At 65.3% G+C, this 21,859-nt stretch carries 25 protein-coding genes; 9 read left to right on the top strand and 16 right to left on the bottom strand.

All coding sequences use genetic code 11. The features are described from left to right. Positions 1 to 30 precede the first annotated feature (30 nt). From ABGN05_RS27825 to ABGN05_RS27850, 6 genes are all read right to left on the bottom strand, one after another. Positions 31 to 531 (bottom strand): heme-degrading domain-containing protein, encoded by a 501-nt coding sequence (locus ABGN05_RS27825; RefSeq protein WP_367957371.1) that lies wholly within the window; start codon positions 529 to 531, stop codon positions 31 to 33. 10 nt (positions 532 to 541) lie between these two features. Next, on the bottom strand, positions 542 to 1,243 hold the full coding sequence (locus tag ABGN05_RS27830) for an MOSC domain-containing protein (protein ID WP_367957292.1): 702 nt from the start codon (positions 1,241 to 1,243) through the stop codon (positions 542 to 544). Then, on the bottom strand, positions 1,240 to 1,536 hold the full coding sequence (locus ABGN05_RS27835) for a HigA family addiction module antitoxin (protein ID WP_367957372.1): 297 nt from the start codon (positions 1,534 to 1,536) through the stop codon (positions 1,240 to 1,242). The genes ABGN05_RS27830 and ABGN05_RS27835 overlap by 4 nt, the downstream gene beginning before the upstream one ends. A 27-nt stretch (positions 1,537 to 1,563) precedes the next feature. Then, positions 1,564 to 1,845: a type II toxin-antitoxin system RelE/ParE family toxin gene (locus tag ABGN05_RS27840; protein WP_367957293.1), complete on the bottom strand. Its 282-nt coding sequence runs from the start codon at positions 1,843 to 1,845 to the stop codon at positions 1,564 to 1,566. Between the two features lie 72 nt (positions 1,846 to 1,917). Then, entirely contained in the window at positions 1,918 to 3,234 is a 1,317-nt protein-coding gene (gene guaD / locus ABGN05_RS27845) for a guanine deaminase (protein ID WP_367957294.1), read from the bottom strand. Between the two features lie 187 nt (positions 3,235 to 3,421). Then, positions 3,422 to 4,642 (bottom strand): urate hydroxylase PuuD, encoded by a 1,221-nt coding sequence (locus ABGN05_RS27850; protein WP_367957295.1) that lies wholly within the window; start codon positions 4,640 to 4,642, stop codon positions 3,422 to 3,424. A gap of 151 nt (positions 4,643 to 4,793) precedes the next feature. Between ABGN05_RS27850 and ABGN05_RS27855 the strand changes: the two genes are divergently transcribed. Genes ABGN05_RS27855 through ABGN05_RS27865 form a run of 3 tightly spaced genes read left to right on the top strand, consistent with a single transcriptional unit; the run spans position 4,794 to position 7,167 of the window. After that, positions 4,794 to 5,708, top strand: a complete 915-nt coding sequence (locus tag ABGN05_RS27855) for a LysR family transcriptional regulator (protein ID WP_367957296.1) — start codon at positions 4,794 to 4,796, stop codon at positions 5,706 to 5,708. A gap of 1 nt (position 5,709) precedes the next feature. Beyond that, positions 5,710 to 6,060 carry a hypothetical protein gene (locus ABGN05_RS27860; protein WP_367957297.1) on the top strand — a complete coding sequence of 117 codons (351 nt, stop codon included), beginning with the start codon at positions 5,710 to 5,712 and terminating at the stop codon, positions 6,058 to 6,060. A gap of 24 nt (positions 6,061 to 6,084) precedes the next feature. Beyond that, positions 6,085 to 7,167 carry an Acg family FMN-binding oxidoreductase gene (locus ABGN05_RS27865; RefSeq protein ID WP_367957298.1) on the top strand — a complete coding sequence of 361 codons (1,083 nt, stop codon included), beginning with the start codon at positions 6,085 to 6,087 and terminating at the stop codon, positions 7,165 to 7,167. Positions 7,168 to 7,202: 35 nt separating this feature from the next. On the opposite strand, the gene ABGN05_RS27870 is transcribed toward ABGN05_RS27865, so the two are convergent. From ABGN05_RS27870 to uraH, 8 genes are all read right to left on the bottom strand, one after another. Continuing rightward, positions 7,203 to 7,583 carry a helix-turn-helix domain-containing protein gene (locus ABGN05_RS27870; protein ID WP_367957299.1) on the bottom strand — a complete coding sequence of 127 codons (381 nt, stop codon included), beginning with the start codon at positions 7,581 to 7,583 and terminating at the stop codon, positions 7,203 to 7,205. Then, complete coding sequence (locus ABGN05_RS27875) at positions 7,573 to 7,896, bottom strand: type II toxin-antitoxin system HigB family toxin (RefSeq protein WP_367957300.1); 324 nt, start codon at positions 7,894 to 7,896, stop codon at positions 7,573 to 7,575. The genes ABGN05_RS27870 and ABGN05_RS27875 overlap by 11 nt, the downstream gene beginning before the upstream one ends. Positions 7,897 to 7,942: 46 nt before the next feature. Continuing rightward, positions 7,943 to 8,878, bottom strand: a complete 936-nt coding sequence (gene xdhC, locus ABGN05_RS27880; RefSeq protein ID WP_367957302.1) for a xanthine dehydrogenase accessory protein XdhC — start codon at positions 8,876 to 8,878, stop codon at positions 7,943 to 7,945. Positions 8,879 to 8,896: 18 nt separating this feature from the next. After that, positions 8,897 to 9,130: a type II toxin-antitoxin system RelE/ParE family toxin gene (locus tag ABGN05_RS27885; RefSeq protein ID WP_367957303.1), complete on the bottom strand. Its 234-nt coding sequence runs from the start codon at positions 9,128 to 9,130 to the stop codon at positions 8,897 to 8,899. Positions 9,131 to 9,133: 3 nt separating this feature from the next. Then, a complete protein-coding gene (locus ABGN05_RS27890) occupies positions 9,134 to 9,391 on the bottom strand; it encodes a type II toxin-antitoxin system RelB/DinJ family antitoxin (RefSeq protein ID WP_367957304.1) in 258 nt (85 codons plus the stop codon). A gap of 53 nt (positions 9,392 to 9,444) precedes the next feature. Next, positions 9,445 to 11,796, bottom strand: a complete 2,352-nt coding sequence (gene xdhB / locus ABGN05_RS27895) for a xanthine dehydrogenase molybdopterin binding subunit (protein WP_367957305.1) — start codon at positions 11,794 to 11,796, stop codon at positions 9,445 to 9,447. A 175-nt stretch (positions 11,797 to 11,971) separates the two neighbouring features. Continuing rightward, complete coding sequence (xdhA, locus tag ABGN05_RS27900) at positions 11,972 to 13,447, bottom strand: xanthine dehydrogenase small subunit (RefSeq protein ID WP_367957306.1); 1,476 nt, start codon at positions 13,445 to 13,447, stop codon at positions 11,972 to 11,974. A gap of 3 nt (positions 13,448 to 13,450) precedes the next feature. Further along, positions 13,451 to 13,807: a hydroxyisourate hydrolase gene (uraH, locus tag ABGN05_RS27905; protein WP_367957307.1), complete on the bottom strand. Its 357-nt coding sequence runs from the start codon at positions 13,805 to 13,807 to the stop codon at positions 13,451 to 13,453. A gap of 172 nt (positions 13,808 to 13,979) precedes the next feature. Between uraH and puuE the strand changes: the two genes are divergently transcribed. From puuE to ABGN05_RS27925, 4 genes are read left to right on the top strand one after another with little or no spacing between them, the layout of a single operon-like run. Continuing rightward, entirely contained in the window at positions 13,980 to 15,422 is a 1,443-nt protein-coding gene (puuE, locus tag ABGN05_RS27910) for an allantoinase PuuE (RefSeq protein ID WP_367957308.1), read from the top strand. Between the two features lie 12 nt (positions 15,423 to 15,434). Next, the gene (locus ABGN05_RS27915) at positions 15,435 to 16,268 is read left to right on the top strand and encodes a bifunctional allantoicase/(S)-ureidoglycine aminohydrolase (protein ID WP_367957309.1); all 834 of its coding nucleotides are present in this window, start codon (positions 15,435 to 15,437) and stop codon (positions 16,266 to 16,268) included. After that, complete coding sequence (locus ABGN05_RS27920) at positions 16,265 to 16,774, top strand: ureidoglycolate lyase (protein WP_367957310.1); 510 nt, start codon at positions 16,265 to 16,267, stop codon at positions 16,772 to 16,774. The genes ABGN05_RS27915 and ABGN05_RS27920 overlap by 4 nt, the downstream gene beginning before the upstream one ends. After that, positions 16,771 to 17,364, top strand: a complete 594-nt coding sequence (locus ABGN05_RS27925; RefSeq protein WP_367957311.1) for a nucleoside deaminase — start codon at positions 16,771 to 16,773, stop codon at positions 17,362 to 17,364. The genes ABGN05_RS27920 and ABGN05_RS27925 overlap by 4 nt, the downstream gene beginning before the upstream one ends. Before the next feature lie 10 nt (positions 17,365 to 17,374). Here the strand turns inward: ABGN05_RS27925 and ABGN05_RS27930 are convergent, their stop codons facing one another. Together ABGN05_RS27930 and ABGN05_RS27935 are read right to left on the bottom strand one after the other, a co-directional pair. Next, on the bottom strand, positions 17,375 to 17,656 hold the full coding sequence (locus tag ABGN05_RS27930) for a type II toxin-antitoxin system RelE family toxin (RefSeq protein ID WP_367957312.1): 282 nt from the start codon (positions 17,654 to 17,656) through the stop codon (positions 17,375 to 17,377). After that, entirely contained in the window at positions 17,646 to 17,894 is a 249-nt protein-coding gene (locus ABGN05_RS27935) for a type II toxin-antitoxin system Phd/YefM family antitoxin (protein WP_367957313.1), read from the bottom strand. Before ABGN05_RS27935 ends, ABGN05_RS27930 begins: the two co-directional genes overlap by 11 nt. Before the next feature lie 175 nt (positions 17,895 to 18,069). Between ABGN05_RS27935 and ABGN05_RS27940 the strand changes: the two genes are divergently transcribed. Both ABGN05_RS27940 and ABGN05_RS27945 read left to right on the top strand, forming a co-directional pair. Next, on the top strand, positions 18,070 to 20,082 hold the full coding sequence (locus ABGN05_RS27940; RefSeq protein ID WP_367957314.1) for a CocE/NonD family hydrolase: 2,013 nt from the start codon (positions 18,070 to 18,072) through the stop codon (positions 20,080 to 20,082). A 153-nt stretch (positions 20,083 to 20,235) separates the two neighbouring features. Further along, entirely contained in the window at positions 20,236 to 21,822 is a 1,587-nt protein-coding gene (locus tag ABGN05_RS27945; protein WP_367957315.1) for an ABC transporter substrate-binding protein, read from the top strand. Positions 21,823 to 21,859: the final 37 nt, after the last annotated feature.

The raw sequence follows: 21,859 nt of genomic DNA on the forward strand, positions 1-21,859 counted from the left end.
TGATGAAATTGGCCGGCGAGGCAATGCCGCTCACGCCGTCGGCAGCGCCAGCGCCGCGTGGTCGAGCCCGAGATGCGTGCAGAGCACCTCGACCACGAGAGCATGATCCTCGCGCTGCGGCAGCCCCGACACCGTCACGCAACCGACGATGCCGGCATTCTTCAGCCGGATCGGGAATCCGCCGCCCGCCAGCACGAAATCCTTCGCGTCGAGGCCGTGCCGTGGCGCGAACAGGTCGTCGTCGCGGTTCTGTTCGAGAGCGACTCGATAGGTGCTCCTGCCGAACCGGCGCAGCACGTTGATCTTGCGTCGTACCCAGTCGGCATTGCCCTCGTTCGAGCCGGGCGTGGCGCAGAAGAAGAGCTGCCGGTCCCAGGTGCGGATGTCGATCACGATCGGAAGATTACCGGAAACCGCCCGCTCGCGCAGCGCGAGCCCAAGGCGGAATGCTTCCTCCTCGTCGAAACGCTCGAAGACGATCGCCGCCTCCCCGACCGGGTAGCACGCTGCGACCGCCTGTAAAACGGCCAGACGATCCGCCTTAGCTCCCTTTCAGTCGTGCCGCCGTATCCTCGCGGCCGTTGCCGTCCGCCATGCGCCCGAACGCCTCGCGCCATCCCGCATAGAGCTCCGGCATACCGGCCAGGATCGCGGCGTCGGCATGACCGATCCGGCGAGTGAGCCTGGCCTGCGTCACGCGCTTCACCGTCCAACCGGGATTGCGCCGCTCAACGAGCACGATGCGGTCCCCGCGCTGGACATGCCCCGGATCCAGCACGCGGAAGTACCAGCCCGTCCGGAGCGTCTTCTGAAACAGGAAAGCCACGCGCTCGTCACCCGTATGGGCACTGAGTTTCCAGCACGGCTGTCGCCCCTGGCTGACCTGCACGGTGGCCGTGCCCAGCGAAAGGATGTCCCCGATGCAGAGGTTGTCCTCGGTCAGGCCCAAGGTGGAGACGTTCTCGCCGAAACCGCCCGGCACGAGATCCTCTCGCCCGAGTTCGGTCCGCCAAGCGGGATAGTGATCCCCGGGATAGTGGTGGATCGCCTTCTCGGGCCCTCCATGCACCGCGAGATCCGCCTGCGCGTCGCGGACGAAGCCGGTCCAAGTGATCTCCAGCCTGTCCGGTGTCGCATGCTTGCCGATCGCCGACGCCGGTCTGCCCGGCCAGCGCTCCTCGACCGTGCCGATGAAGAGACCGTCGATCGTGGCGGAGAGTGGCGACTCGGTCACCTTGTTCACGCGGCGTCCAGAGCCTGGATCGCGTCGATCTCCTGCTTCTTTGCCCTCGCCTCGACCGCCAGGTCGTAGGAGGCCTGCATCGAAAGCCAGAAATCGGGTGTCGTCCCGAGCAACTTCGCCAGCCGCAGGGCCGTGTCGGGCGTGACGGGTGTGCTCTCGGCCACGAGACGTTCGATGCGTGTGCGGGGAACGTTCAGCCGCTTCGCGACGCCATAGGGCTTCAGGCCAAGCGGCTTCAGGAATTCTTCGCGAAGTATCTCCCCGGGGTGGATGGGGGGATCGAAATGCACGATTCTAGATCGTTCCGGCATAGCGTCCTCTCAGTGATAGTCGACGATTTCCACATCCTCGACATTGCCTGCCAACCACCGGAAGCAGATCCGGAACTGGTCGTTGATCCGGATGGAATACTGCCCCTTGCGATCCCCTTTCAGGGCCTCGAGCCGGTTGCCCGGCGGGGTCAAGAGGTCTTCGAGTGCCTTGGCATTGTCCAGCATGAAGAGTTTTCGTCGTGTCGATGCGACGAGATCGGACGGGAACCCCTTCGGCGCCCGCGAGGCGATGATCGCCTCTATCCGCTTGTCGCGCACCGAACGGATCATTCCAAGCTCCTCAAAGTATCATGTCACGATACGAACTCGGAGTCAATAAGAACGTATCATCTTACGATACGTTCAAGGATGCAAAAGCGCACCCTTCGCGGCCTTCCCGGCCACATACACCTCCCTCACAGCGCGATCGTCCCCCAGCGTCTGCAGCAGGAAAAGCTCCTGCGCCAGCGTCGTCACCGTCTCCATTCGCACCTTCATCGCCGGCGTGGCGGAAGCATCCAGCACCACGATGTCGGCATCGGTCCCCGGCTCCAGCGTGCCGGCGCGGTCGGCAATCGACAGCGCCTCGGCGTTGCCGCGCGTCAGCTGCCAGAAGCTTTGCAGCGGGTTCAGCTTCTCGCCCTGCAGCGCGACCACCTTGTAGGCTTCGTCCATGGTGCGCAGCATGGAATAGTTAGTGCCGCCGCCGACGTCGGTGGCCGACGCGACCCGGAGCGGCTTCCCGCGCCGCCGGTAGCGGTGGTAGTCGAACAGGCCCGAGCCGAGGAAGAGGTTCGAGGTCGGGCAGAACACCGCGACCGAGCCGCTCTCCGACATGGCGTCCGCCTCGCGCTCGGACAAATGGATGCAGTGGCCGAACAGGCTGTTGCCCCCCAACAGCCCGTAGCGGGCATAGATGTCGGTGTAGTCCTTCGCCTGCGGATAGAGCTCTTCCGCCCAGCGGATTTCGGCGTGGTTTTCCGAAAGGTGCGTCTGCACGTGGCAGTCGGGATGCTCCGCGGTCAGTGCGCCGGCCATCTCCATCTGCTCGGGGGTAGAGGTGATCGCGAAGCGCGGCGTGATGGCATAGAGCTGCCTGCCCCTGCCGTGCCACTCGGCGATCAGCGCCTTCGTGTCGTCGTAACCCGTCTGCGGCGTGTCGCGCAGCGCTTCCGGCGCGTTGCGGTCCATCATCACCTTGCCGGCGATGTTGAGCATGTTGCGGGCGTGGCTCTCCTCGAAGAAGGCTTCCGCGGAGGCCTTGTGCACCGAGCAGTAGGCGGCGACCGTCGTGGTGCCCTGGCGCACAGCCTCATCGAGGAACAGCCGCGCGACGCGGCGCCCGTGCTGCGCGTCGGCGAATTTCGACTCCTCTGGAAAGGTGTAGTCGTTCAGCCAGTCGAGCAGTTCGGCGCCGTAGGAGGCGATCACCTGCATCTGCGGGAAATGGACGTGAGCGTCGATGAAGCCGGGCAGGATCAGATGCGGCCGGTGATCGGCGATCTCGACAACCCCGCCAGCCTGCGTCCGCACGACGGCAAAATCGCCGACTGCGACGATCTTGCCATCGCGCACCAGCACCGCGCCGTCCTCCTCGTGGAGACAGGACTCGAGATCGTCGACGGATTCCGGTTCGCGGCGGAAGGATAGGACGCGTCCCCGGATGAGGAGCGAGGTCATTGCCTCCCTCCCGCCGTGAGGTCGGAACCCCCACCCCTAACCCCTCCCCTCAAGGGGGAGGGGGACGCCGGCGTCGCAGAATTCCCCTCCCCCTCGATGGGGTCAGAAGGACGGGCGAGACAAGCGGCTCGCCCCGGCAAGGTCAGGGGTGGGGGTACATTGAAGCGCGGCGAACGCGTCCCGTCGATCACTGCGCGGCCGCCTCTTCGAACCATGCCACGATCAGCGCCCGCTCGTCCGGCGTCACGCCGGTCAGATTTCCCGGAGGCATGGCGTGGCTGCGGCCGGCCTGAAGGTAGATCTCGCGCGCATGGGCGGCGATCGTCTCATCCGTGTCGAGCCGCACGCTCTTCGGCGCCATATGGACGCCCTCCCATGCGGGCTCGGCGGCGTGGCACATGGAGCAGCGCCCCATCACCGTGTCGCGCACCGCCTCGAAATGCGCAGACGCGAGAAAAGGCCCCGAACCGGCGGCCGCGCGATCCTCGCCTGTCAGCACCTTCGGCACGGTCGAGAGCCACATGATCACGACGAACAGGATGGCCGCGATCAGCCAGGTCCAGGTCGGGTTTCCCTTGCGCGCGTGGACGGTGTTGAAATAGTGCCGGATCACCACGCCCATCAGGAACACCAGCACCGCGATCACCCAGTTGAACTCGGTGGCGAAGGCCAGCGGGTAGTGGTTCGATAGCATCAGGAACAGCACCGGCAGCGTCAGGTAGTTGTTGTGTAGCGAGCGGGTCTTGGCGATGCGGCCGTATTTCGGGTCGGGCTTGCGCCCCGCGATCAGGTCGGCGACGACGATCTTCTGGTTGGGGATGATGATCATGAAAACATTGGCCGACATGATCGTGGCGGTGAAGGCGCCGAGATGCAGGAGCGCCGCGCGTCCCGTGAAGAGCTGCGTATAGCCCCAGGCCATGAACACGAGCACGACGAAGAGCACGAGCATCAGCCGCGTGTCGTTCATGCCGAGCGGCGACCTGCACAAAAGGTCGTAGACGATCCAGCCGACGGCGAGCGAGGCGATGGAGATGAGGATCGCCACGGGTGCGGAGACGTCGAGCACGTTCGGGTCGATCAGGAAAAGCTCGGCGCCGGCGTAATAGACGATTGCCAGCATGGCGAAGCCGGTCATCCAGGTCGTATAGGCTTCCCACTTGAACCAGGTGAGGTGGTCCGGCATCTCGGCCGGAGCGACCAGGTATTTCTGGATGTGGTAAAAACCGCCTCCGTGGACCTGCCATTCGTCGCCATACGCGCCAGCGGGAAGGCCAGGGCGTTTGTGCAACCCGAGGTCGAGCGCGACGAAGTAGAAGGACGAGCCGATCCAGGCGATGGCGGTAACAACGTGCAGCCAGCGCATGCCGAAGGACAGCCATTCCCAGAAAAGCGCGAAATCGTTCATGCCCGTGTCCCCTCGTCGAAGCCTCGGACATTACGTTTTGCAGTGCAAACGAAAAGCGGGGCGAGGTCCCGACACTTTCAAAAAAATCTAGACAATATAGGCTGACACAAGCGCAAGCAGGCAAGCGCCCCCGGAACGGATCGCCGCCGCCATGGCCTATCTCGACAACGTCGCCGTTTTCGTCCGCGTGGTGGAACTGGGAAACCTCTCCGCCGCCGGGCGCGACATGCGCATTTCGCCGGCCGTTGCATCGAACCGCATCAAGGAACTGGAAAAACATCTCGGCGTGCGGCTCTTCAACCGCACGACAAGGCAGCTGATGCCGACCGAGCAGGGCCGCGTCTTCTACGACGGCGCCAGGAAAGTGCTCGAGGCCGTCGCCGATGCGGAAGCCGCGGTGAGCGCCCTGTCGGGCCAACCGCGCGGCACCATCCGCGTCACAGCCCCGCTCGGGCTCGGCCGCCGGATGATCGCCTCGGGCATTCCCGAGTTCCGCGCCCGATATCCCGACATCGAGGTGCGGCTCAGGCTTTCCGACCACGAGGTCGACATCATGAAGGAGGGCATCGACGTCGCCTTCCGCCTCGGGTTGCTCGAGGATTCCAGCCTCAGGATGCGCGGTGTTATGGATTGCGAGCGCGTGCTGGTCGCCGCTCCCCGCTACCTGGAGGATCATGGCGAGCCGCAGTCGCCAGAAGAGCTGCTGAAGCACGACTGCCTGATGCTGCGCTACCCCGGGGCGCGCGAACACTTCTGGACGCTGCAGACCCCGTCCGGGCCGCGCAAGCTCGACGTCCGCGGCCCCTATGATTCCGACGACGGCGATGTGTTGACCGGCTGGGCGATCGCCGGCCACGGCATCATCCTGAAACCGCGCTTCGAGGTCGAGCCCTTCATCCGCGACCTCCGGCTGAAGGTGATCCTGCAGGATACGCCGCCGCAGCCGGTGCAGCTTGCCGCCGTCTACCCGCACCGGCAGTACCAGGACACCAAGGTGCGGCTGCTCCTGGATTTCATGGCTGACCGCTGCCAGCGCATGATCCGCGACATCCTGGCGGGCCGCTGACATGGCGAAGCGGACCGGCGTCGCCTGGCTCCTCCTGAGGTCGGCGCTCTACGGCCTCGCCGGTTTCGTCCTCGTTCCCGTCGTGCTGTTCATCTTCGTGCTCGGCCTCGGCCACGCCTTCGATCCGCGTTGCGGGGCGCCGGGCGCTTCCGGCTGCGGGGCGGGTGCTGGCGCGATCGCGCTTGCTTCCGCCGTGCCTGCATTCGCCCTGTTTTTCCTTGTCTCCGTCGCAGTGGTGTTCGCCAGGCACAGGCGCGGCCAGCCAGACTTCGCGGCGGTCCTCGACCGAACCCCGTCGGCGGAGACGTCCGGATTGACCCAGCGCAACGACCGGGCGGCCCCACCCGCATAGTCCTTCGGCGATGGGAGTGACCCGATGCCGACAAGACGCTCAGTGCTGAAGGGTGCCGCCGCGACTGCTGCCTTGCCCCTCGCCGGATGCGGAGAGGGCTCTACCGTGGCCAGCTATGCCGCCGTCGCGGAGGAAATCCGGCGGCCGCTCGCCGCCAATGCGGATCTGATGGAATGCGTGCGCTATGCGACGCTCGCAGCCAACAGCCACAACACGCAACCCTGGCAGTTCGAGCTCTCGTCGAACAAGGTCGCGATCCTGCCCGACCTGTCCCGCCGCACGCCGGCGGTCGATCCCGACGACCACCACCTCTATGCGAGCCTCGGTTGCGCAGCCGAGAATTTTCTCCTCGCAGCCAGGGCGCGCGGGTTGTACGGCGCCCTGGAAGCCGGGGCGGACGGTCCGATCGCGATAGCCGTCGACGCCGGCCGGCCCGAGGAGACGGATCTCTTCGCCGCCATCCCGAAGCGCCAGTGCACCCGGTCGGTCTATGACGGCCGGACGGTCCCGGCATCCGAACTCGCCCTGCTCGAGCATGCCGCCGCGGGAGAGGGAATCCGCCTCGTCTTCCTGATGGAGAAACCGCGGATCGAAAACGTCCTGGAATACGTCCTTTCCGCGAATGCCGCGCAGATGGGCGACGAGGCTTTCGTGCGCGAACTGAAGCACTGGCTGCGCTTCAACGAGGCTCAGGCGCTCGCCACCCGTGACGGCCTCTTCTCCGCCTGCTCGGGCAACCCGACGCTGCCCGGCTGGCTCGTCCCGCTGGTCTTTCCCTTCGCCTTCACGACGAGTGGCGAGAACGACCGCTATGCGGAGCAGATCCGCTCGTCCTCCGGCATCGCCGTCTTTGTCTCCGCGAGGGACGACCGCGCCCACTGGATCGAGGCGGGCCGGAGCTTCCAGCGCTTTGCCCTGAAAGCCACCGCTCTCGGCATCGCCCACGCCTTCGTCAACCAGCCCGTGGAGGTCCCAGCGAGCCGCTCCGAGTTCGCAGGATGGCTTGGTCTGGGCGCCGAGGAGCGGCCGGACTTCATCATCAGGTTCGGCTACGCCCCGCCATTGCCGATGTCCCTGCGCCGCGACGTGAGGGACGTCATGGTCTGACTATCCAGAGCGTTCGGCCGCTTGCCTCCCGGTTCCTATGCGGCTTCGGGGCGGCGCGTCGGACGGATGAGGATGTCCGCGGAGATGCCGAGTTCGTCGTGCAGTCGCCGGATCATGTCGATGGAGAGCGCGCGCCTGCGGCCGAGCACTTCTGCCACGCGCCCACGCGGACCGATGATCGGCTCGAGGTCCTTTCGGGTGAGGCCCTGCTGCTCCATGCGAAACCGGATCGCGTCGATCGGATCGGGCGGATCGATCGGAAAGGTCCGCGCCTCGTAGGCGTCGATCAGCGTGGCCAGGATGTCGAGCCTGTCGCCCTCCGGCGTGCCGCCGGCCGCGCCCCACAGGCGCTCGACCTCCGCGAGCGCGTCCTCGTAATTCTCTTCCGAGCGAATGGGCCTCAGCTCAGCCGTCATATCGAACCTCCGCGACGTCGATCCGGTCGTAGTCCTTGTGGGTGCCGATCCATTTGATCCAGACGATGCCTTTTTCGAAATCGACGGCAACCACCATGCGATGATCATTGCCTTTGACGTTGAAGACGATGCGCTCTGCCGAAATGATGCTGGCGGTTGCGTATTGCTTCATTACGTCGGCCGCGTTCGCCCAGTCGGCTACGCTTGCTTCCGCGAACCATGCATCGAGCGCGGCTTTCACTGCCCGCTGATCCTTGTGTCCGGCGAGACGGTCAACGTACCGGCGCAGCGTACGACGGGCGATGATCCTCATCGGACGTTCGATATCATGATCCCATTTCGGGATCAATCATCGGCAACTACGAGTTCCAAACTTCGGCCGCTGCCAGCGCCGCCAGGATCTCCGCCGCCGCAAGTGCTGCGATCACCGCCGGCCGCTTATCGCGGACGGCGTCGCCCCCGATCGGGCAGACCAGCCGCGAAAAGTCCTCCTCGCCGCCGCCGGCGGTCTTCAGGTACCAGCTTCGGAACGTTGCCTTCTTGGTCGCCGAGCCGATCATCCCGACATAGGCGGCATCGGTTCGCCGCAGCGCCTCGGCGACGATGAGGAAATCCAGCGAATGGTCGTGCGTGAGCACGATGAAGGCCGAGCCGCCGGGGGCTTCGCGGACGAGTTCCTCGGGCACCGCCGTCAACCGCGTCGCGACGTCGCTCGGAAAATCTTCGATGGCCTCCGCCCGGGTTTCCACGACGGTGGCGCGCACCGGCAGCAGCGCCAGCGCCTGCGCGAGTGCATGCCCGACATGGCCGCCGCCGAAGACGTAGACCGCGGGGAGCCGTGTATCCGCGGCCTCCGTCTCCGTTATCAGGGCCGAGCGAACCTGGTCGTCCACGACCGAGATCGTTAGTCCCACGCGCCCACCGCAGCACTGGCCGATTTCCGGGCCGAGCGGAATGTCGAGCAGGGCGCCACCCCCCCCTTCTCCCCGTTCACGGGAAGAAGGCGCCCCGAAGGAGCGGATGAGGGGCCCCGCCTCCTCCCGCCGCCCTTCACCCTCTCCCGGTGGCCGGGGAGGCGATGGCGGCGATTCCAGCGCCAGCACCTCCCGCGCCTTGTCGATCGCCATGAACTCCAGCTGTCCGCCGCCGATCGTTCCGAAGATCGCGCTGGAAGCCACCAACATCCATGTGCCGGCCTCGCGCGGCGTCGATCCCTTCGCCTCCGTCACCTCCACTCTGGCGACGAGCGGGTTCGCGTCGAGGAATATCTTGAGCGAGCGGGTACGGGAGGTCATTCGCGCAAACCGAGATTATCATTCTCTGAAGAGATCGGCATGGCTGCCCGTGCGCGCTAGCTGCAATTCCCCGTGCAGGTCGCGAAAACCCTCCCAGTCGCCACGTTGGGAATGGTCACGATACTGTGGCGGCAACGGTTTCTCCTCCAGCAGCAGCATCAGGATGGACCTCAGCTTCGTCATATCCTTGCCACGCTTTTGCGGCCGCTTGACGTCCCGCTTGAACCGCCCGGAGCGAACCGCGACCAGCATACGCTAGACGCCCAAATCCTTGAAAAGCGCCTCGGGCGTTTCGAAACGTTCGCCCTTGCCGTCATCCAGCTCCTTCATGGCCTTCAAGGTGGCCGATTTCGGCACCCGTACTTCGAAAGGCAGACGCTGGTCCTCTGCGATTCGCATCATCAGAAGCCGAATGGCATCAGAGAGAGAAAGCCCCATAGCCTCCAAGGCTGCGGAGGCTTCTTCCTTCGTACGTGAATCGATGCGCGCCCGCACCACGCTGTCTGTTGCCACCGCTCAATCCTCTCGGTTTCCCGACCAATGATGTAGCCACAACGTGGCTACAGTCAAGAAGATTGGCTCGCCTCCTTCCGCAACCGCTCCACCGCCATCAGCACCCGCTCGGGCGTGGCCGGCGCGTCGAGGCGCGGGCAGATGCGATGGTCCGCCACGCTCGCCACCGCGTCCGACAGCGCGTGCAGCACCGATATGGCCAGCATGAAGGGCGGCTCCCCCACGGCCTTGGAGCGGTGGATCGTCGGTTCCGTGTTCTCCGGCCAGTCGGCCAGCGTCACGTTGAAGATCTTCGGCCGGTCCGAAGCGAGCGGGATCTTGTAGGTCGAGGGTGCGTGGGTCCTCAGCCGACCCTTGTCGTCCCAGACCAGCTCCTCCGTGGTCAGCCAGCCCATGCCCTGGATGAAGCCGCCCTCGATCTGGCCGAGGTCGATCGCCCGGTTCAGCGAGCGGCCCGTCTCGTGCAGAATGTCGACGCGCTCGACCATATATTCGCCGGTCAGCGTGTCGATCGACACCTCCGCGCAGGCCGCGCCATAGGCGAAATAGTAGAATGGGTGGCCCTGTCCCTTGTCGCGGTCCCAGCGGACCTTCGGCGTCTTGTAGAAGCCGGTGGCCGACAGCTGCACGCGCGCCATGTAGGCCTGCTGCGTCAGGTCGCCGAAGGCGATCTCCTGGTTTCCGACCCGCACCCGGTTCGGCAGGAATTCGATCTGCTCGGTCGGCACCTGGTAGCGCTCGGCGGCAAAGTCGATCAGCCGCTGCTTGATGGTGCGCGCGGCCGCCTGCGCGGCCATGCCGTTCAAGTCCGTGCCGGATGACGCCGCCGTGGCCGACGTGTTCGGCACCTTTCCGGTCGTGGTCGCCGTGATCTTCACCTGGCCGATGTCGATCTGGAACTCTTCCGCGACCACCTGTGCGATCTTGACGTAGAGCCCCTGCCCCATCTCGGTGCCGCCATGGTTCAGGTGGACGGACCCGTCGGCATAGACGTGCACCAGCGCCCCGGCCTGGTTGAAGTGGGTCGCCGTAAACGAGATGCCGAATTTCACCGGCGTCAGCGCGATGCCACGCTTCACGTACTCCGATCGCGCATTGAAATGTCTGATCTCGTCCCGTCGAGGCGCGTAGTCGGCGCTGAGTTCCAGCTCCGAGACGATCTCGCGCACGATGTTGTCCTCCACCGTCTGGTGGTAGGGCGTCACGTTGCGGTCATCGGTCCCGTAGAAGTTCCGTTTGCGAATCTCGAGCGGGTCCATGCCGAGCGCGAAGGCGATCTCCTCGATCACCCGCTCGCCGCCGACCATGCCCTGGGGCCCGCCGAAGCCGCGGAAGGCCGTGTTCGACACCGTGTTGGTGTAGAGCGGAGCCGACTGCGCATGCACGGCCGGATAGAAATAGGCGTTGTCGCAGTGGAACAGCGCCCGGTCCGTCACCGGCCCCGAGAGGTCGGAGGAATAGCCGCAGCGCGCCGCGTAGAGATAGTCGACGCCCAGGATGTTGCCGTCGTCGTCGAACCCGACCTCGTAGTCGACCACGAAGTCGTGCCGCTTGCCGGTCGAAGTCATGTCGTCGTCGCGGTCGGGGCGGATCTTCACCGCGCGTCCGAGGCGCTTGGCCGCCACCGCCGCGATCGCGGCGAACTGGTTGCCCTGCGTTTCCTTGCCGCCGAAGCCGCCGCCCATGCGCCGCACCTCGACGGTCACGGCATGGCTCGGCACGCCGAGCACGTGACTGACCATGTGCTGGATCTCGCTCGGATGCTGGGTCGAGGAATAGACCGTCACGTCCATGTCCTCGCCCGGCACGGCCATGGCGATATGGCCTTCCAGGTAGAAATGGTCCTGCCCGCCAATGCGCATCGTTCCCTTGAGACGCCGTGGAGCCGCCTCGATCGCGGCCGCCGCGTCGCCGCGCTTCAAGGTCAGCGGCGGCGTCACCAGCTTGCCGTTCCTGCGGTCGATGTCCCACACGTCGGTGACGAAGGCTTCCTCGTCATACTCGATCTTCGCCAGCCGGCACGCCCGGCGCGCCTGCTCGCGCGTCTCGGCGATCACCGCGAAGATGGCCTGGCCGTAGAACTCGACCTTGTCTTCGGCCAGCACCGGTTCGTCGTGGCGATGCGTCGGCGAGATGTCGTTGGAGGCCGGCATGTCGGATGCCGTCAGCACCTCCACGACGCCCGGCGCGGCACGGACCGCCGAAAGGTCAACCGAGCGGATGGTGCCGTGTGCGCAGGTCGAAAGGCCGAGGCAGCCATGCAGCAGCCCCGCGGGCTCTGGCATGTCGTCGATGTAGACCGCCTGCCCCGTGACGTGCTTGTGCGCGGAATCGTGCCGCTGGTCGGTGGCGACGCCGCCCAGGATCTTCTTCGCCTTGGGGGATGGCGGGGAATGTGTGTTCATACGCATCTTCCTTCCCCTTCTCCCCGTTCACGGGGAGAAGGTGGCCCGAAGGGTCGGACGAGGGGCGGCGCGGGCCGAGGCGACGATCGCGTACCTTCGCGACGCCACCGCAGCCCCTCATCTGCCTCTCGGCATCTTCTCCCCGTGAACGGGGAGAAGGCTGCCGCTACCGCCATCATGCAGCCCTCTCCCGACTGACTGTGACATGCGCCGCGCCGGTCGTTTCGAGGAAGAACCGCTTGAGCAGGTTCCTCGCCGCCAGCATCCGGTACTCGGCCGAAGCACGCATGTCCGAAATGGGTGCAAAGTCGGTCGAATACGCCTCCATCGCGGCCTCTATGGTCTCCAGCGTCCAGGCCTTGCCGACCAGCGCGGCCTCGACCGCCTTTGCACGCTTCGGCGTAGCCGCCATGCCGCCATAGGCGATGCGGGCTGACCGCACTGTGCCGTCTTCGACCAAGAGATGGAACGCGCCGAGGGCGGCGGTAATGTCCTCGTCGCGCCGCTTCGTCACCTTGTGGGCCGCGAAGAAGGTGTTTTCGGCCGGCAGCGGCACGTGCACCGCCTCGACGAACTCGCCCGGCTGCCGGTCCTGCTTGCCGTAGGCGATGAAGAAATCTTCCAGTGGAATCGTGCGCCGAGCCGACCCCTTGCGCAGCGTCAGGCTCGCGCCCAGGGCAATCAGCGGCGGCGGCATGTCGCCGATCGGCGAGCCGTTGGCGACGTTGCCTCCGATCGTGCCCATGTTGCGCACCTGGTCGCCGCCGATCCGGTCGATCAGTCTTCCGAGCGCCGGGATATGCGAGGAGAGCGCGGCGAAAGCGTCCGTGTAGCTGACGCAGGCGCCGATCGTGATCGTGCCGTCCCTTTCGGTCACGGTCCTGAGTTCGTCCAGATGCGCGATGAAGACCACCGGCGCGATGTCGCGCATGAACTTCGTCACCCACAGCCCGACATCGGTCGAGCCCGCGACGATCGTCGCCTCCGGCTCGGCTTCCAGCACCGCCGCGAGATCGTCGACGTTTGCGGGAATGACGAACCGTTCCTTACCGGTGCCGATCTCGACGCGACCGCCTTGTCGGATCTCGGCAAGCTTCGCCGAAACTGCCTCGCGCTCGCTCGCCAGTGGATCGTTTTCCGCCGTGCCATAGTTAGAGACGGCCAGCGCCGCCTTCACGATCGCCTCGTAGCCAGTGCAGCGGCACAGATTGCCCTGCAGCGCCTTCTCGATCGCGCCGACCGAGGGCTCCGGCGTGCGCATCCACAGCGCATAGAGCGACATGACGAAGCCCGGCGTGCAGAAGCCGCATTGCGAGCCGTGGAAATCCACCATCGCCTGCTGCACCGGGTGCAGCGCGCCGTCCGTCCCCTTCAGGTGCTCGACGGTCACGACGTGGCAGCCATGCACCGAGGCCAGGAACCGGATGCAGGCGTTCACGCCCTCATAGACCAGCCCCTCGGGCGTCGGCCGCCCCACGAGCACCGTACAGGCACCGCAATCGCCTTCCGCGCAGCCTTCCTTCGTGCCCTTCAGCGAACGTCGCAGCCTCAGGAAATCGAGCAACGTCTCGTCGGGTCGTACGTCGGACAGCGCGATTTCTGTGCCGTTGAGGAGGAAGCGGATCCGGGTGCTATCCTTTTGTGCCTGCACCGCTCAGCTCCCCCTGTAGGTCGAATAGCCATACGGCGATAAGAGCAGCGGCACGTGATAATGCGTCTCTTCCGACATGCCGAAGCGGATCGGAATCTCGTCGAGGAAAGCTGGTTCGGGGACCGCGACCCCGCTGCGCCGCAGATATTCGCCAGCGAAGAAGACGAGTTCGTAGGTCCCGGTCCGAAATTCCTCGCCCGCCAACAGCGGCGCGTCGCAGCGCCCGTCGGCATTGGTCTCGACCGTCTTCAGCTTGCGATGCGAATTCCCGCTGACGCTATAGAGCGAAATGGAAAGCCCCGCCGCCGGCTTGCCGCTGGCCGTGTCGAGAACGTGCGTAGTCAGTCTTCCGCCCGTCATGGCTGGCTGTCTCTCCGCTTGCCCGGTCGATAGTGCATGAAATGTTCCGATCGTATAAGCATAAGCGGGACGGTGCACTGCGAAAAGACTTTCAAATTTTTCTGCGGGAAAATCGCGGATCGCCTTTGCTAGTGTTGAAAACACGCCGGTGCGGCGCCGGCGGGAGTGATGCATGAACCCACCTCGTTATCCCCGCGACATGCGCGGCTACGGCGCCAACCCGCCCGATCCGAAATGGCCGGGCGGCGCGCATGTCTGCATCCAGTTCGTGGTCAACTACGAGGAAGGCGGCGAGAACAACGTCCTCCACGGCGACGCGGCCTCCGAGGCCTTCCTGTCGGAGATCACCGGTGCGCAGCCATGGCCGGGCAAGCGCCACTGGAACATGGAGTCCATCTACGAATACGGCGCCCGCGCCGGCTTCTGGCGGCTGCACCGCATGTTCACCCAAGCCGGCGTGCCGGTCACCGTCTACGGCGTCGCCTCCGCGCTCGCCCGCTCGCCCGACCATGTGGCGGCCATGGCCGAGGCCGGCTGGGAGATCGCCACCCACGGCCTACGCTGGATCGACTATCGCGACCACGACTCCGAAACCGAGCGCGCCGACCTCCTGGAAGCTATCCGGCTCCATGCCGAGGTCGTGGGCGAGCGTCCGACCGGGCTCTATCTCGGCCGGACCTCGGTCAACTCCGTCCGCCTCGCCTGCGAGGAGGGCGGCTTCGCCTACATCTCCGACACCTATGACGACGACCTGCCCTACTGGCTCGACCATGACGGCCACGGCAACGCGATCGCGCCGCAACTCGTCATCCCCTACACGCTAGACGCCAACGACATGCGCTTCGCCATTCAGGCCGGCTTTTCCGAGGGCGACCAGTTCTTCACCTATCTGAGGGATGCCTTCGACACGCTCTATGCCGAAGGCGAGAGCGGACGCGCCGGTATGATGAATATCGGCCTGCACTGCAGGCTCGTCGGCCGCCCCGGCCGCGCCGCGGCGCTCAAGCGCTTCATCGACTACGTCCATGGCCACGAGAAGGTCTGGATCGCTCGCCGCATCGACATCGCCGACCACTGGATCGAGCATCATCCCTACGCGCCGCCGGCCCTTCGCCCCTCGCGCATAGACCGGACGGCCTTCGTGGAGAGGTTCGGCTCCATATTCGAGCATTCGCCCTGGATCGCCGAGCGCGCCTTCGAGCTGGAACTCGGGCCCGCGCATGATTCCGCAGGCGGGTTGCACAATGCGCTGGCCCGCGTCTTCCGCTCCGCCGGCGAGAACGAGCGGCTCGGCGTGCTGAAGGCGCATCCTGACCTCGCCGGCAAGCTTGCGGCGGCAAAGCGCCTGACGGCCGAATCCACCGCCGAACAGGCCTCCGCCGGGCTCGACGCGCTGACCGATGCCGAGCGGACCCGCTTCAGCGAACTCAACGACGCCTACACGGAAAAATTCGGTTTCCCCTTCATCATCGCCGTGAAGGGCCTGACCAAGGGCGACATCCTCGCCGCCTTCGAGAGCCGCATCGACAACGATCGCGCCGAGGAGTTCGCCACCGCCTGCCGGCAGGTCGAACGCATCGCGCTGCTGCGGCTGCGCGACATCCTGCCGGCCTGAGGATTTAGAATCATGGCCGGGCCGCAATATGTCGTCACCCATGGCGGTCACCCCGCGCAGAGCGAACTGCACACGGGCCGCGCCATCTTCACCGAGGCTTATGCCGTCATCCCGAAGGGGGTGATGCGCGACATCGTCACCAGCGCGCTGCCCTTCTGGAGCGGAACCCGCGTTTGGATCATCGCGCGGCCCCTGTCGGGCTTCTCCGAGACCTTCTCGCAATACGTCATGGAAGTCGCACCGGGCGGCGGCAGCGTGAGGCCGGAGCCGGATGCGGCCGCGCAGGGCGCGCTATTCGTCATGGAAGGCGAGATCGTCGTGACGCTCGGCGGCGAGCGCCACAGGCTCCAGCCCGGCGGCTTCGCCTGGCTGCCACCGGGAAGCGGATGGACGCTCGCGAACGAAGGCAGCCGCCACGCCGCATTCCATTGGATCAGAAAACTCTACGAGCGCGTCGAGGGCATCGACGTGCCGGAACCCGTGTTCGGCAACGAGCAGGACATCGTGCCGCTCTCCATGCCAGGCACCGCGGGCCGCTGGGCGACGACGCGCTTCCTCGACCCCGACGACATCCGCTACGACATGCACCTTAACATCGTCACCCTCGAGCCGGGCGGCTTGATTCCCTTCGAGGAGACGCACGTGATGGAGCACGGGCTCTACGTGCTCGAAGGCAAGGCCGTCTACAAGCTGAACCGCGACTGGGTCGAGGTCGAGGCCGGCGACTTCATGTGGCTGCGCGCCTTCTGCCCGCAGGCCTGCTATGCCGGCGGCCCCGGAAAGTTCCGCTACCTGCTCTACAAGGACGTCAACCGCCATACGAAACTCGGCGGGTTCGGACGGTGACCCGCACCATCCTCGCAGCCCCTCTCACCCGCGAGGGCTTCGCTCCCTTCGGTGACGTCATCGACACCGACGGCGCCGAGCATTTCCCCATCAACGGCGGCATGTGCGAGCGCTTCCACGACCTGGCGAAGGTCGAGACCGCCGGCCCCGGCGCCCGCGTGCTGGTCTCGATCTTCAAGGGCAAGCCCTACGCCTTCCCGCTCGAACTCACCCTCGTCGAGCGTCACCCTCTCGGCAGCCAGGCCTTCATGCCGCTGTCCCCCGCCCCATTCCTCGTCGTTGTCTGCCCCGACGGGCCGGACGGACCGGAAACGCCACGCGCCTTCGTGACCCGCGCCGGCCAGGGTGTGAACTACCGGCGCAACACCTGGCACGCGGTGCTCACCCCCATCGGCGCTCCACAGGATTTCCTCGTCGTCGACCGCGGCGGGGACGGCAACAATCTCGAAGAACATCGTTTTGCCGAGCCCTGGACGATACGGCTCCCTGAAGGGATTTCCGCATGACCGATGCCGCGATGACCGACCGTCTGCTCGACGTCATCGAGCGCGACATCCTGCCGAAGACCGCGGCCGGCGTTCAAAAGGGCAACAAACTCTTCGGCGCGGCGATCCTGAAGAAGTCCGACCTGTCGCTGGTGCTCGCCGAAACCAACAACGAGATGGAAAACCCGCTCTGGCACGGCGAGGTGCATGCGCTGAAGCGATTCTATGAAATGCCGAAGGAGACCCGTCCCGACACGAAGGAGTGCATCTTCATCGCCACGCACGAGCCCTGCTCGCTCTGCCTCTCGGCCATCACCTGGGCCGGATTCGACAATTTCTACTATCTTCTCAGCCACGAGGATTCGCGCGACTCGTTCGCCATCCCGCACGACCTGAGAATCCTGAAGGAGGTCTTCACCCTCGATCCCGGCGGCTACAACGCCGAGAACGCCTACTGGAAGAGCCACTCCATCCGCCGAGAGGTCGACGCCCTCGCCGAACCGGAGCGCGCTCGCCTTCAGGCTCGCATCGCGGCGGTCTCGAAGAGCTACGACGGCCTCTCCGCCATCTACCAGGAGAGCAAGGCGGATAACGACATCCCGCTGAATTGATCCGCCGGCCTCAGCGCCGCCTGGCCGCCTCGTAGACCTGCATGCGATCGCGGCGGCCAACCGCGATCACCACCACGACGATGCGGCCGTCATCGACCTCGTAGACGAGCCGGTAACCGGCGCTGCGCAGCTTGATCTTGTAGCGGTTCGCGGAACCATGCAGCCGCGCCGCCGGAACGTGGGGATGATCGCACCGCTCCCTCAGCTTCTTGCGGAACTGCTCGCGAATGTTCGGCGAAAGCGCCTTCCATTCCTTGAGCGCGGTTTCGAGGAATTCGACCTCATACCTCATCGAGATCGACCGGGATCCGCTTCTCCTCCCGGCGCGCATCGGCGATGGCATTGAGTTCGATGTCTTCGAGGCGCTCCATCATCGATTCGAACGCCTTTGCGGGCACGCAGTAGAAGGCGGTCTGGTTGTGATTAAGGATTGCCACTGGAGCGCCTTCGCCTGCGGCGACCGTGCCCATCGGATTCCGCTTCAGTTCGGATACGCTGGCCGTGACTTCGGCAAGCAGGATCTGGGGCATCGGTTTGTCTCCACCTTTTTAAGCCCGGTATTTAGCATTATTTTCGATACCGGAAAAGAGGCTCCGCCGTGCGAGTGCTGCGTCCCTCGGCGCAATCAGCATCGTTCCGGTCGCTGCAGCGGCTTGAAGCCATGGCCGCCCTCGTGGCTGACTGTCTCCCAACGAGAGGGCCACCATGAAAACCGTCACCGAGTTTCCCCGCAAAGTCGTCGAGCATCCCGATCTCGGCATCGTCATGCCGGACGGCTGCCGGCTCTCGGTGCGCGCCTGGATACCGCAGGACGCCGGGGGAAACCCGGTGCCCGCGATCGTGGAGCACCTGCCCTATCGCAAGCGCGACGGCACCATCGGCCGGGACAATCTCACCCATCCGTACTTCGCCGGCCACGGCTACGCCTGCCTGCGCGTCGATATGCGCGGCAACGGCGATTCCGAAGGGCTCATGGAGGACGAATACTCCGAGCAGGAGTTGCAGGACGCCTGCGACGTCATCGCCTGGTCCGCGTGCCAGCCCTGGTGCAACGGCAATGTCGGCATGATGGGCATCTCGTGGGGCGGCTTCAACGCGCTACAGGTCGCCGCGAAGGAACCGCCGGCGCTCAAGGCCATCATCACGCTCTGCTCGACCGACGACCGCTATGCCGACGACATCCACTACAAGGGCGGGCTCCTGCTCAACGAAAACCAGGGTTGGGGCGCCACCATGCTTTCCTATTCCTCCCGCCCGCCTGATCCCGCGCTGGTCGGCGAGCGCTGGCGAGAGATGTGGCTCGATCGGCTGGAGAACGAGCCCTTCCTTCCGGCGGTCTGGCTGTCGCACCAGACCCGCGACGCCTACTGGAAGCGCGGCTCGGTCTGCGAAGATTTTTCGCGGATCAAGGCAGCGACGCTCGCCGTCGGCGGCTGGGGCGACGCCTACAAGAACGCCGTCTCGCGTCTCGTCACCGGCATCACGAAAGCCCCGGCCAAGGGCATCGTTGGCCCGTGGATCCACAAGTATCCCCATTTCGCCGTGCCGAAACCCGCCATCGGCTTCCTCCAGGAAGCCCTGCGCTGGTGGGACCGCTGGCTGAAGGACATCGACACCGGCGTCGAGAACGATCCGGCGATGCGGCTCTATCTGATGGATTCGGTCCCCCCGCGTGACTGGTACGAGGAACGGCCCGGGCGCTGGATCGCTGAGCAGGCGTGGCCTTCCGGTCGGATCGAGAGCCGAGAGTTCGGCCTCGGCTCCAATTCAATGCTGTCGGCCGGCGCGCAGGGTCCGATCGAATATGCGATCCGCTCGCCGCAGGATTGCGGCATGGCGGGCGGCGAGTACTGCGCCATCTGGCTCGGTCCCGAACTACCGGGAGACCAGCGCATGGACGACGAAAAATCCTGCTGCTTCGACGGCGCGCCCTTGGATGAAACGCTCGACATCGTCGGCGGGCCCGTCGTGCGGCTGACGCTCTCGGCGGACCGGCCGGTCGCCATGGTTGCCGTGCGGCTCTGCGACGTCCAGCCCGACGGCGCATCGACCCGCATCACCTACGGCGTGTTCAATCTCTGTCACCGCAACTCGCACGAGTTTCCCGAAGCCGTGGTACCCGACGAGGCGATGGAAGTCTCCTTCCGCCTCGACGATGTCGCCTACTCCATCAAGCCCGGCCACCGTCTTCGCGTCGCAGTCTCGTCGACCTACTGGCCGATGGTCTGGCCGTCGCCGGAAGAGGTGACGCTAACGCTCCGCAAGGGCTCGCTGGACCTGACGGTGAGAACCTCGCGAGGCGAGGGAGACGAATGGACATTCGCGGAACCGGAAGGCGCGAAGCCCTGGCAGACCGAGACGATCCGCCCGGCTTCCAACCGCCGCGAGACCGCGCGCGATCCGGCAACCGGCCTGGTGACGCTGGCGATCGAGGACGATTTCGGCGAGGTTCGCGACCTCGACCATGGCCTCGCCAGCGGCGGGATCGCCCGGGAAAGATGGTCGATCGACCCGGCCGATCCCTTGAGCGCCCGGGGAGAGACGCACTGGACCGAAACCCTTTCGCGCGACCAATGGCAGGTGCGAACCGAGACCATCACCAGCATGCGCAGCGATGCCACGACGTTTTTCCTGGAGGGACGAATCGACGCTTTCGAGGGGGAGAAGCTTGTGTTCACACGAAAATTCGTTAATGAAATCAGCCGTGATCATATCTGATCGCGCCACCCTTGGTCCAATTGCGCCATACGATTTACGCCAGGGAATGTCGCTTTCGGTCTTGTAGACCGGCCATCCTTGGCGCCAATATTCCTGACACGAAGAGGCCTTCTTATGGCCCAGGGGCAACACAATCACAGTGAGGAGCATTCCATGTCGAAAGAACTCGAATTCCTGAGCCGTCACGTCGCGCTCGGCAAACTGAGCCGGCGCGATTTTCTCGGCCGTGCCGCCGCGTTGGGCGTGGCCGCTCCCTTCGCGAATTCCCTTCTGAGCAGCGTTGCGTTCGGCCAGGAGCCGGTCAAGGGCGGCACGCTCAAGGCTGGGTTGCAGGGCGGCGAGGCGACGAACAGCCTCGATCCGGCGTCCTTCCTGAGCCAGGTTCCGTTCTCCTTCGGCAAGTGCTGGGGCGACTATCTGGTTCGCCTCAACCGCGACGGCTCTCTCCAGAACAGGCTGGCCGAGGAAATCGGCGCGTCCGACGACGCCATGACCTGGACCATGAAGATCAAGCAGGGCGTCGAGTTCCACAACGGCAAGACGGTTACCGCCGAGGACGTCGCAGCGACGATCGAGCGTCACGCCGACGAAAACTCCAAGTCGGGCGCACTTGGAATCCTGAAGAACATCACCGGCGTCAAGGCAAGCGGCAACGAGGTTATCGTCACGCTCGCCAGCGCCGACGCCGACTTCCCCTACCTGATGGCGGATTATCACCTGATCATCCAGCCGAATGGCGGCAAGGACAATCCGACGGAGGGCATTTCTGCCGGGCCTTACAAGGTCACGATCAACGAACCGGGCGTTCGCCAGGGCGGCGAGAAGTTCGCCAACTACTGGGGTGGCGACGATATGGGCCATGCCGACCAGATCGAAATCATCGTCATCAACGACGCGACCGCGCGCACGTCGGCTCTGCAGGGCGGTCAGGTGCAGATGATCAACCGGGTGGAGCCGAAGATCGTCGAACTGATCAAGCGCGTCCCCGGCGTCACGATCCAGAACGTGTCCGGCCGCGGCCACTACGTCTTCATCATGCACTGCAACACGGCGCCCTTCGATAACAACGACCTGCGTCTGGCGCTGAAATACGCCATGAACCGCGAGGAGATGCTGGACAAGATCCTGTTCGGCTATGGGTCGGTCGGCAACGACTTCCCCATCAACGCGGCCTATCCGCTGTTCACGGAACTCGAGCAGCGCACCTATGACCCGGACAAGGCGAAGTTCCACTTCAAGAAGTCCGGCCATGACGGCCCGGTACTGCTGCGCACGTCCGATGTTGCCTTCACCGGCGCCGTCGACGCAGCCCAGCTCTACCAGCAGTCCTGCGCGGCCGCCGGCATCACCATCGAGGTCAAGCGCGAGCCGGGCGACGGCTACTGGTCGGAAGTCTGGAACAAGCAGCCCTTCTCGACCTCCTACTGGGGCGGGCGGTCGACGCAGGACCAGATGTACACGACCGCCTACTACTCCAAGGCCGACTGGAACGACACGCGCTTCTTCAACGAGAAGTTCGACCAGATGCTGCTCGCCGCGCGCAGCGAACTCGACGAGGCCAAGCGCAAGCAGATGTACGCCGACATGGGCATGCTCGTCCGCGACGAAGGCGGACTGATCCTGCCGATGTTCAACGACTTCATCGATGCTTCCGGCGCCAAGGCGGGCGGGTTCAACCCGCACCCCGCTGGCGAGATGATGGACGGCTATGCGCTGGCCGAATGCTGGCTTTCGGCATAGGCGGGTCGGGAGCGTGGGGGGCTCTCCGATCCTGAGG

This window comes from Aquibium pacificum (assembly GCF_040839445.1).
In the GTDB taxonomy this organism is placed as follows: domain Bacteria; phylum Pseudomonadota; class Alphaproteobacteria; order Rhizobiales; family Rhizobiaceae; genus Aquibium; species Aquibium pacificus.

What these genes read in the sequence shown, in the direction of transcription:
- ABGN05_RS27875 (WP_367957300.1), bottom strand. Translation starts at nt 7,896, where the DNA reads ATGAGGATCATCGCCCGTCGTACGCTGCGCCGGTACGTTGACCGTCTC.
- ABGN05_RS27865 (WP_367957298.1), top strand. Translation starts at nt 6,085, where the DNA reads ATGCCGACAAGACGCTCAGTGCTGAAGGGTGCCGCCGCGACTGCTGCC.
- puuE (WP_367957308.1), top strand. Translation starts at nt 13,980, where the DNA reads ATGAACCCACCTCGTTATCCCCGCGACATGCGCGGCTACGGCGCCAAC.
- ABGN05_RS27945 (WP_367957315.1), top strand. Translation starts at nt 20,236, where the DNA reads ATGTCGAAAGAACTCGAATTCCTGAGCCGTCACGTCGCGCTCGGCAAA.
- ABGN05_RS27925 (WP_367957311.1), top strand. Translation starts at nt 16,771, where the DNA reads ATGACCGATGCCGCGATGACCGACCGTCTGCTCGACGTCATCGAGCGC.
- ABGN05_RS27870 (WP_367957299.1), bottom strand. Translation starts at nt 7,583, where the DNA reads ATGACGGCTGAGCTGAGGCCCATTCGCTCGGAAGAGAATTACGAGGAC.
- ABGN05_RS27860 (WP_367957297.1), top strand. Translation starts at nt 5,710, where the DNA reads ATGGCGAAGCGGACCGGCGTCGCCTGGCTCCTCCTGAGGTCGGCGCTC.
- xdhB (WP_367957305.1), bottom strand. Translation starts at nt 11,796, where the DNA reads ATGAACACACATTCCCCGCCATCCCCCAAGGCGAAGAAGATCCTGGGC.
- uraH (WP_367957307.1), bottom strand. Translation starts at nt 13,807, where the DNA reads ATGACGGGCGGAAGACTGACTACGCACGTTCTCGACACGGCCAGCGGC.
- ABGN05_RS27885 (WP_367957303.1), bottom strand. Translation starts at nt 9,130, where the DNA reads ATGCTGGTCGCGGTTCGCTCCGGGCGGTTCAAGCGGGACGTCAAGCGG.
- guaD (WP_367957294.1), bottom strand. Translation starts at nt 3,234, where the DNA reads ATGACCTCGCTCCTCATCCGGGGACGCGTCCTATCCTTCCGCCGCGAA.
- ABGN05_RS27940 (WP_367957314.1), top strand. Translation starts at nt 18,070, where the DNA reads ATGAAAACCGTCACCGAGTTTCCCCGCAAAGTCGTCGAGCATCCCGAT.
- ABGN05_RS27935 (WP_367957313.1), bottom strand. Translation starts at nt 17,894, where the DNA reads ATGCCCCAGATCCTGCTTGCCGAAGTCACGGCCAGCGTATCCGAACTG.
- ABGN05_RS27840 (WP_367957293.1), bottom strand. Translation starts at nt 1,845, where the DNA reads ATGATCCGTTCGGTGCGCGACAAGCGGATAGAGGCGATCATCGCCTCG.
- ABGN05_RS27855 (WP_367957296.1), top strand. Translation starts at nt 4,794, where the DNA reads ATGGCCTATCTCGACAACGTCGCCGTTTTCGTCCGCGTGGTGGAACTG.
- ABGN05_RS27915 (WP_367957309.1), top strand. Translation starts at nt 15,435, where the DNA reads ATGGCCGGGCCGCAATATGTCGTCACCCATGGCGGTCACCCCGCGCAG.
- ABGN05_RS27850 (WP_367957295.1), bottom strand. Translation starts at nt 4,642, where the DNA reads ATGAACGATTTCGCGCTTTTCTGGGAATGGCTGTCCTTCGGCATGCGC.
- xdhC (WP_367957302.1), bottom strand. Translation starts at nt 8,878, where the DNA reads ATGACCTCCCGTACCCGCTCGCTCAAGATATTCCTCGACGCGAACCCG.
- ABGN05_RS27930 (WP_367957312.1), bottom strand. Translation starts at nt 17,656, where the DNA reads ATGAGGTATGAGGTCGAATTCCTCGAAACCGCGCTCAAGGAATGGAAG.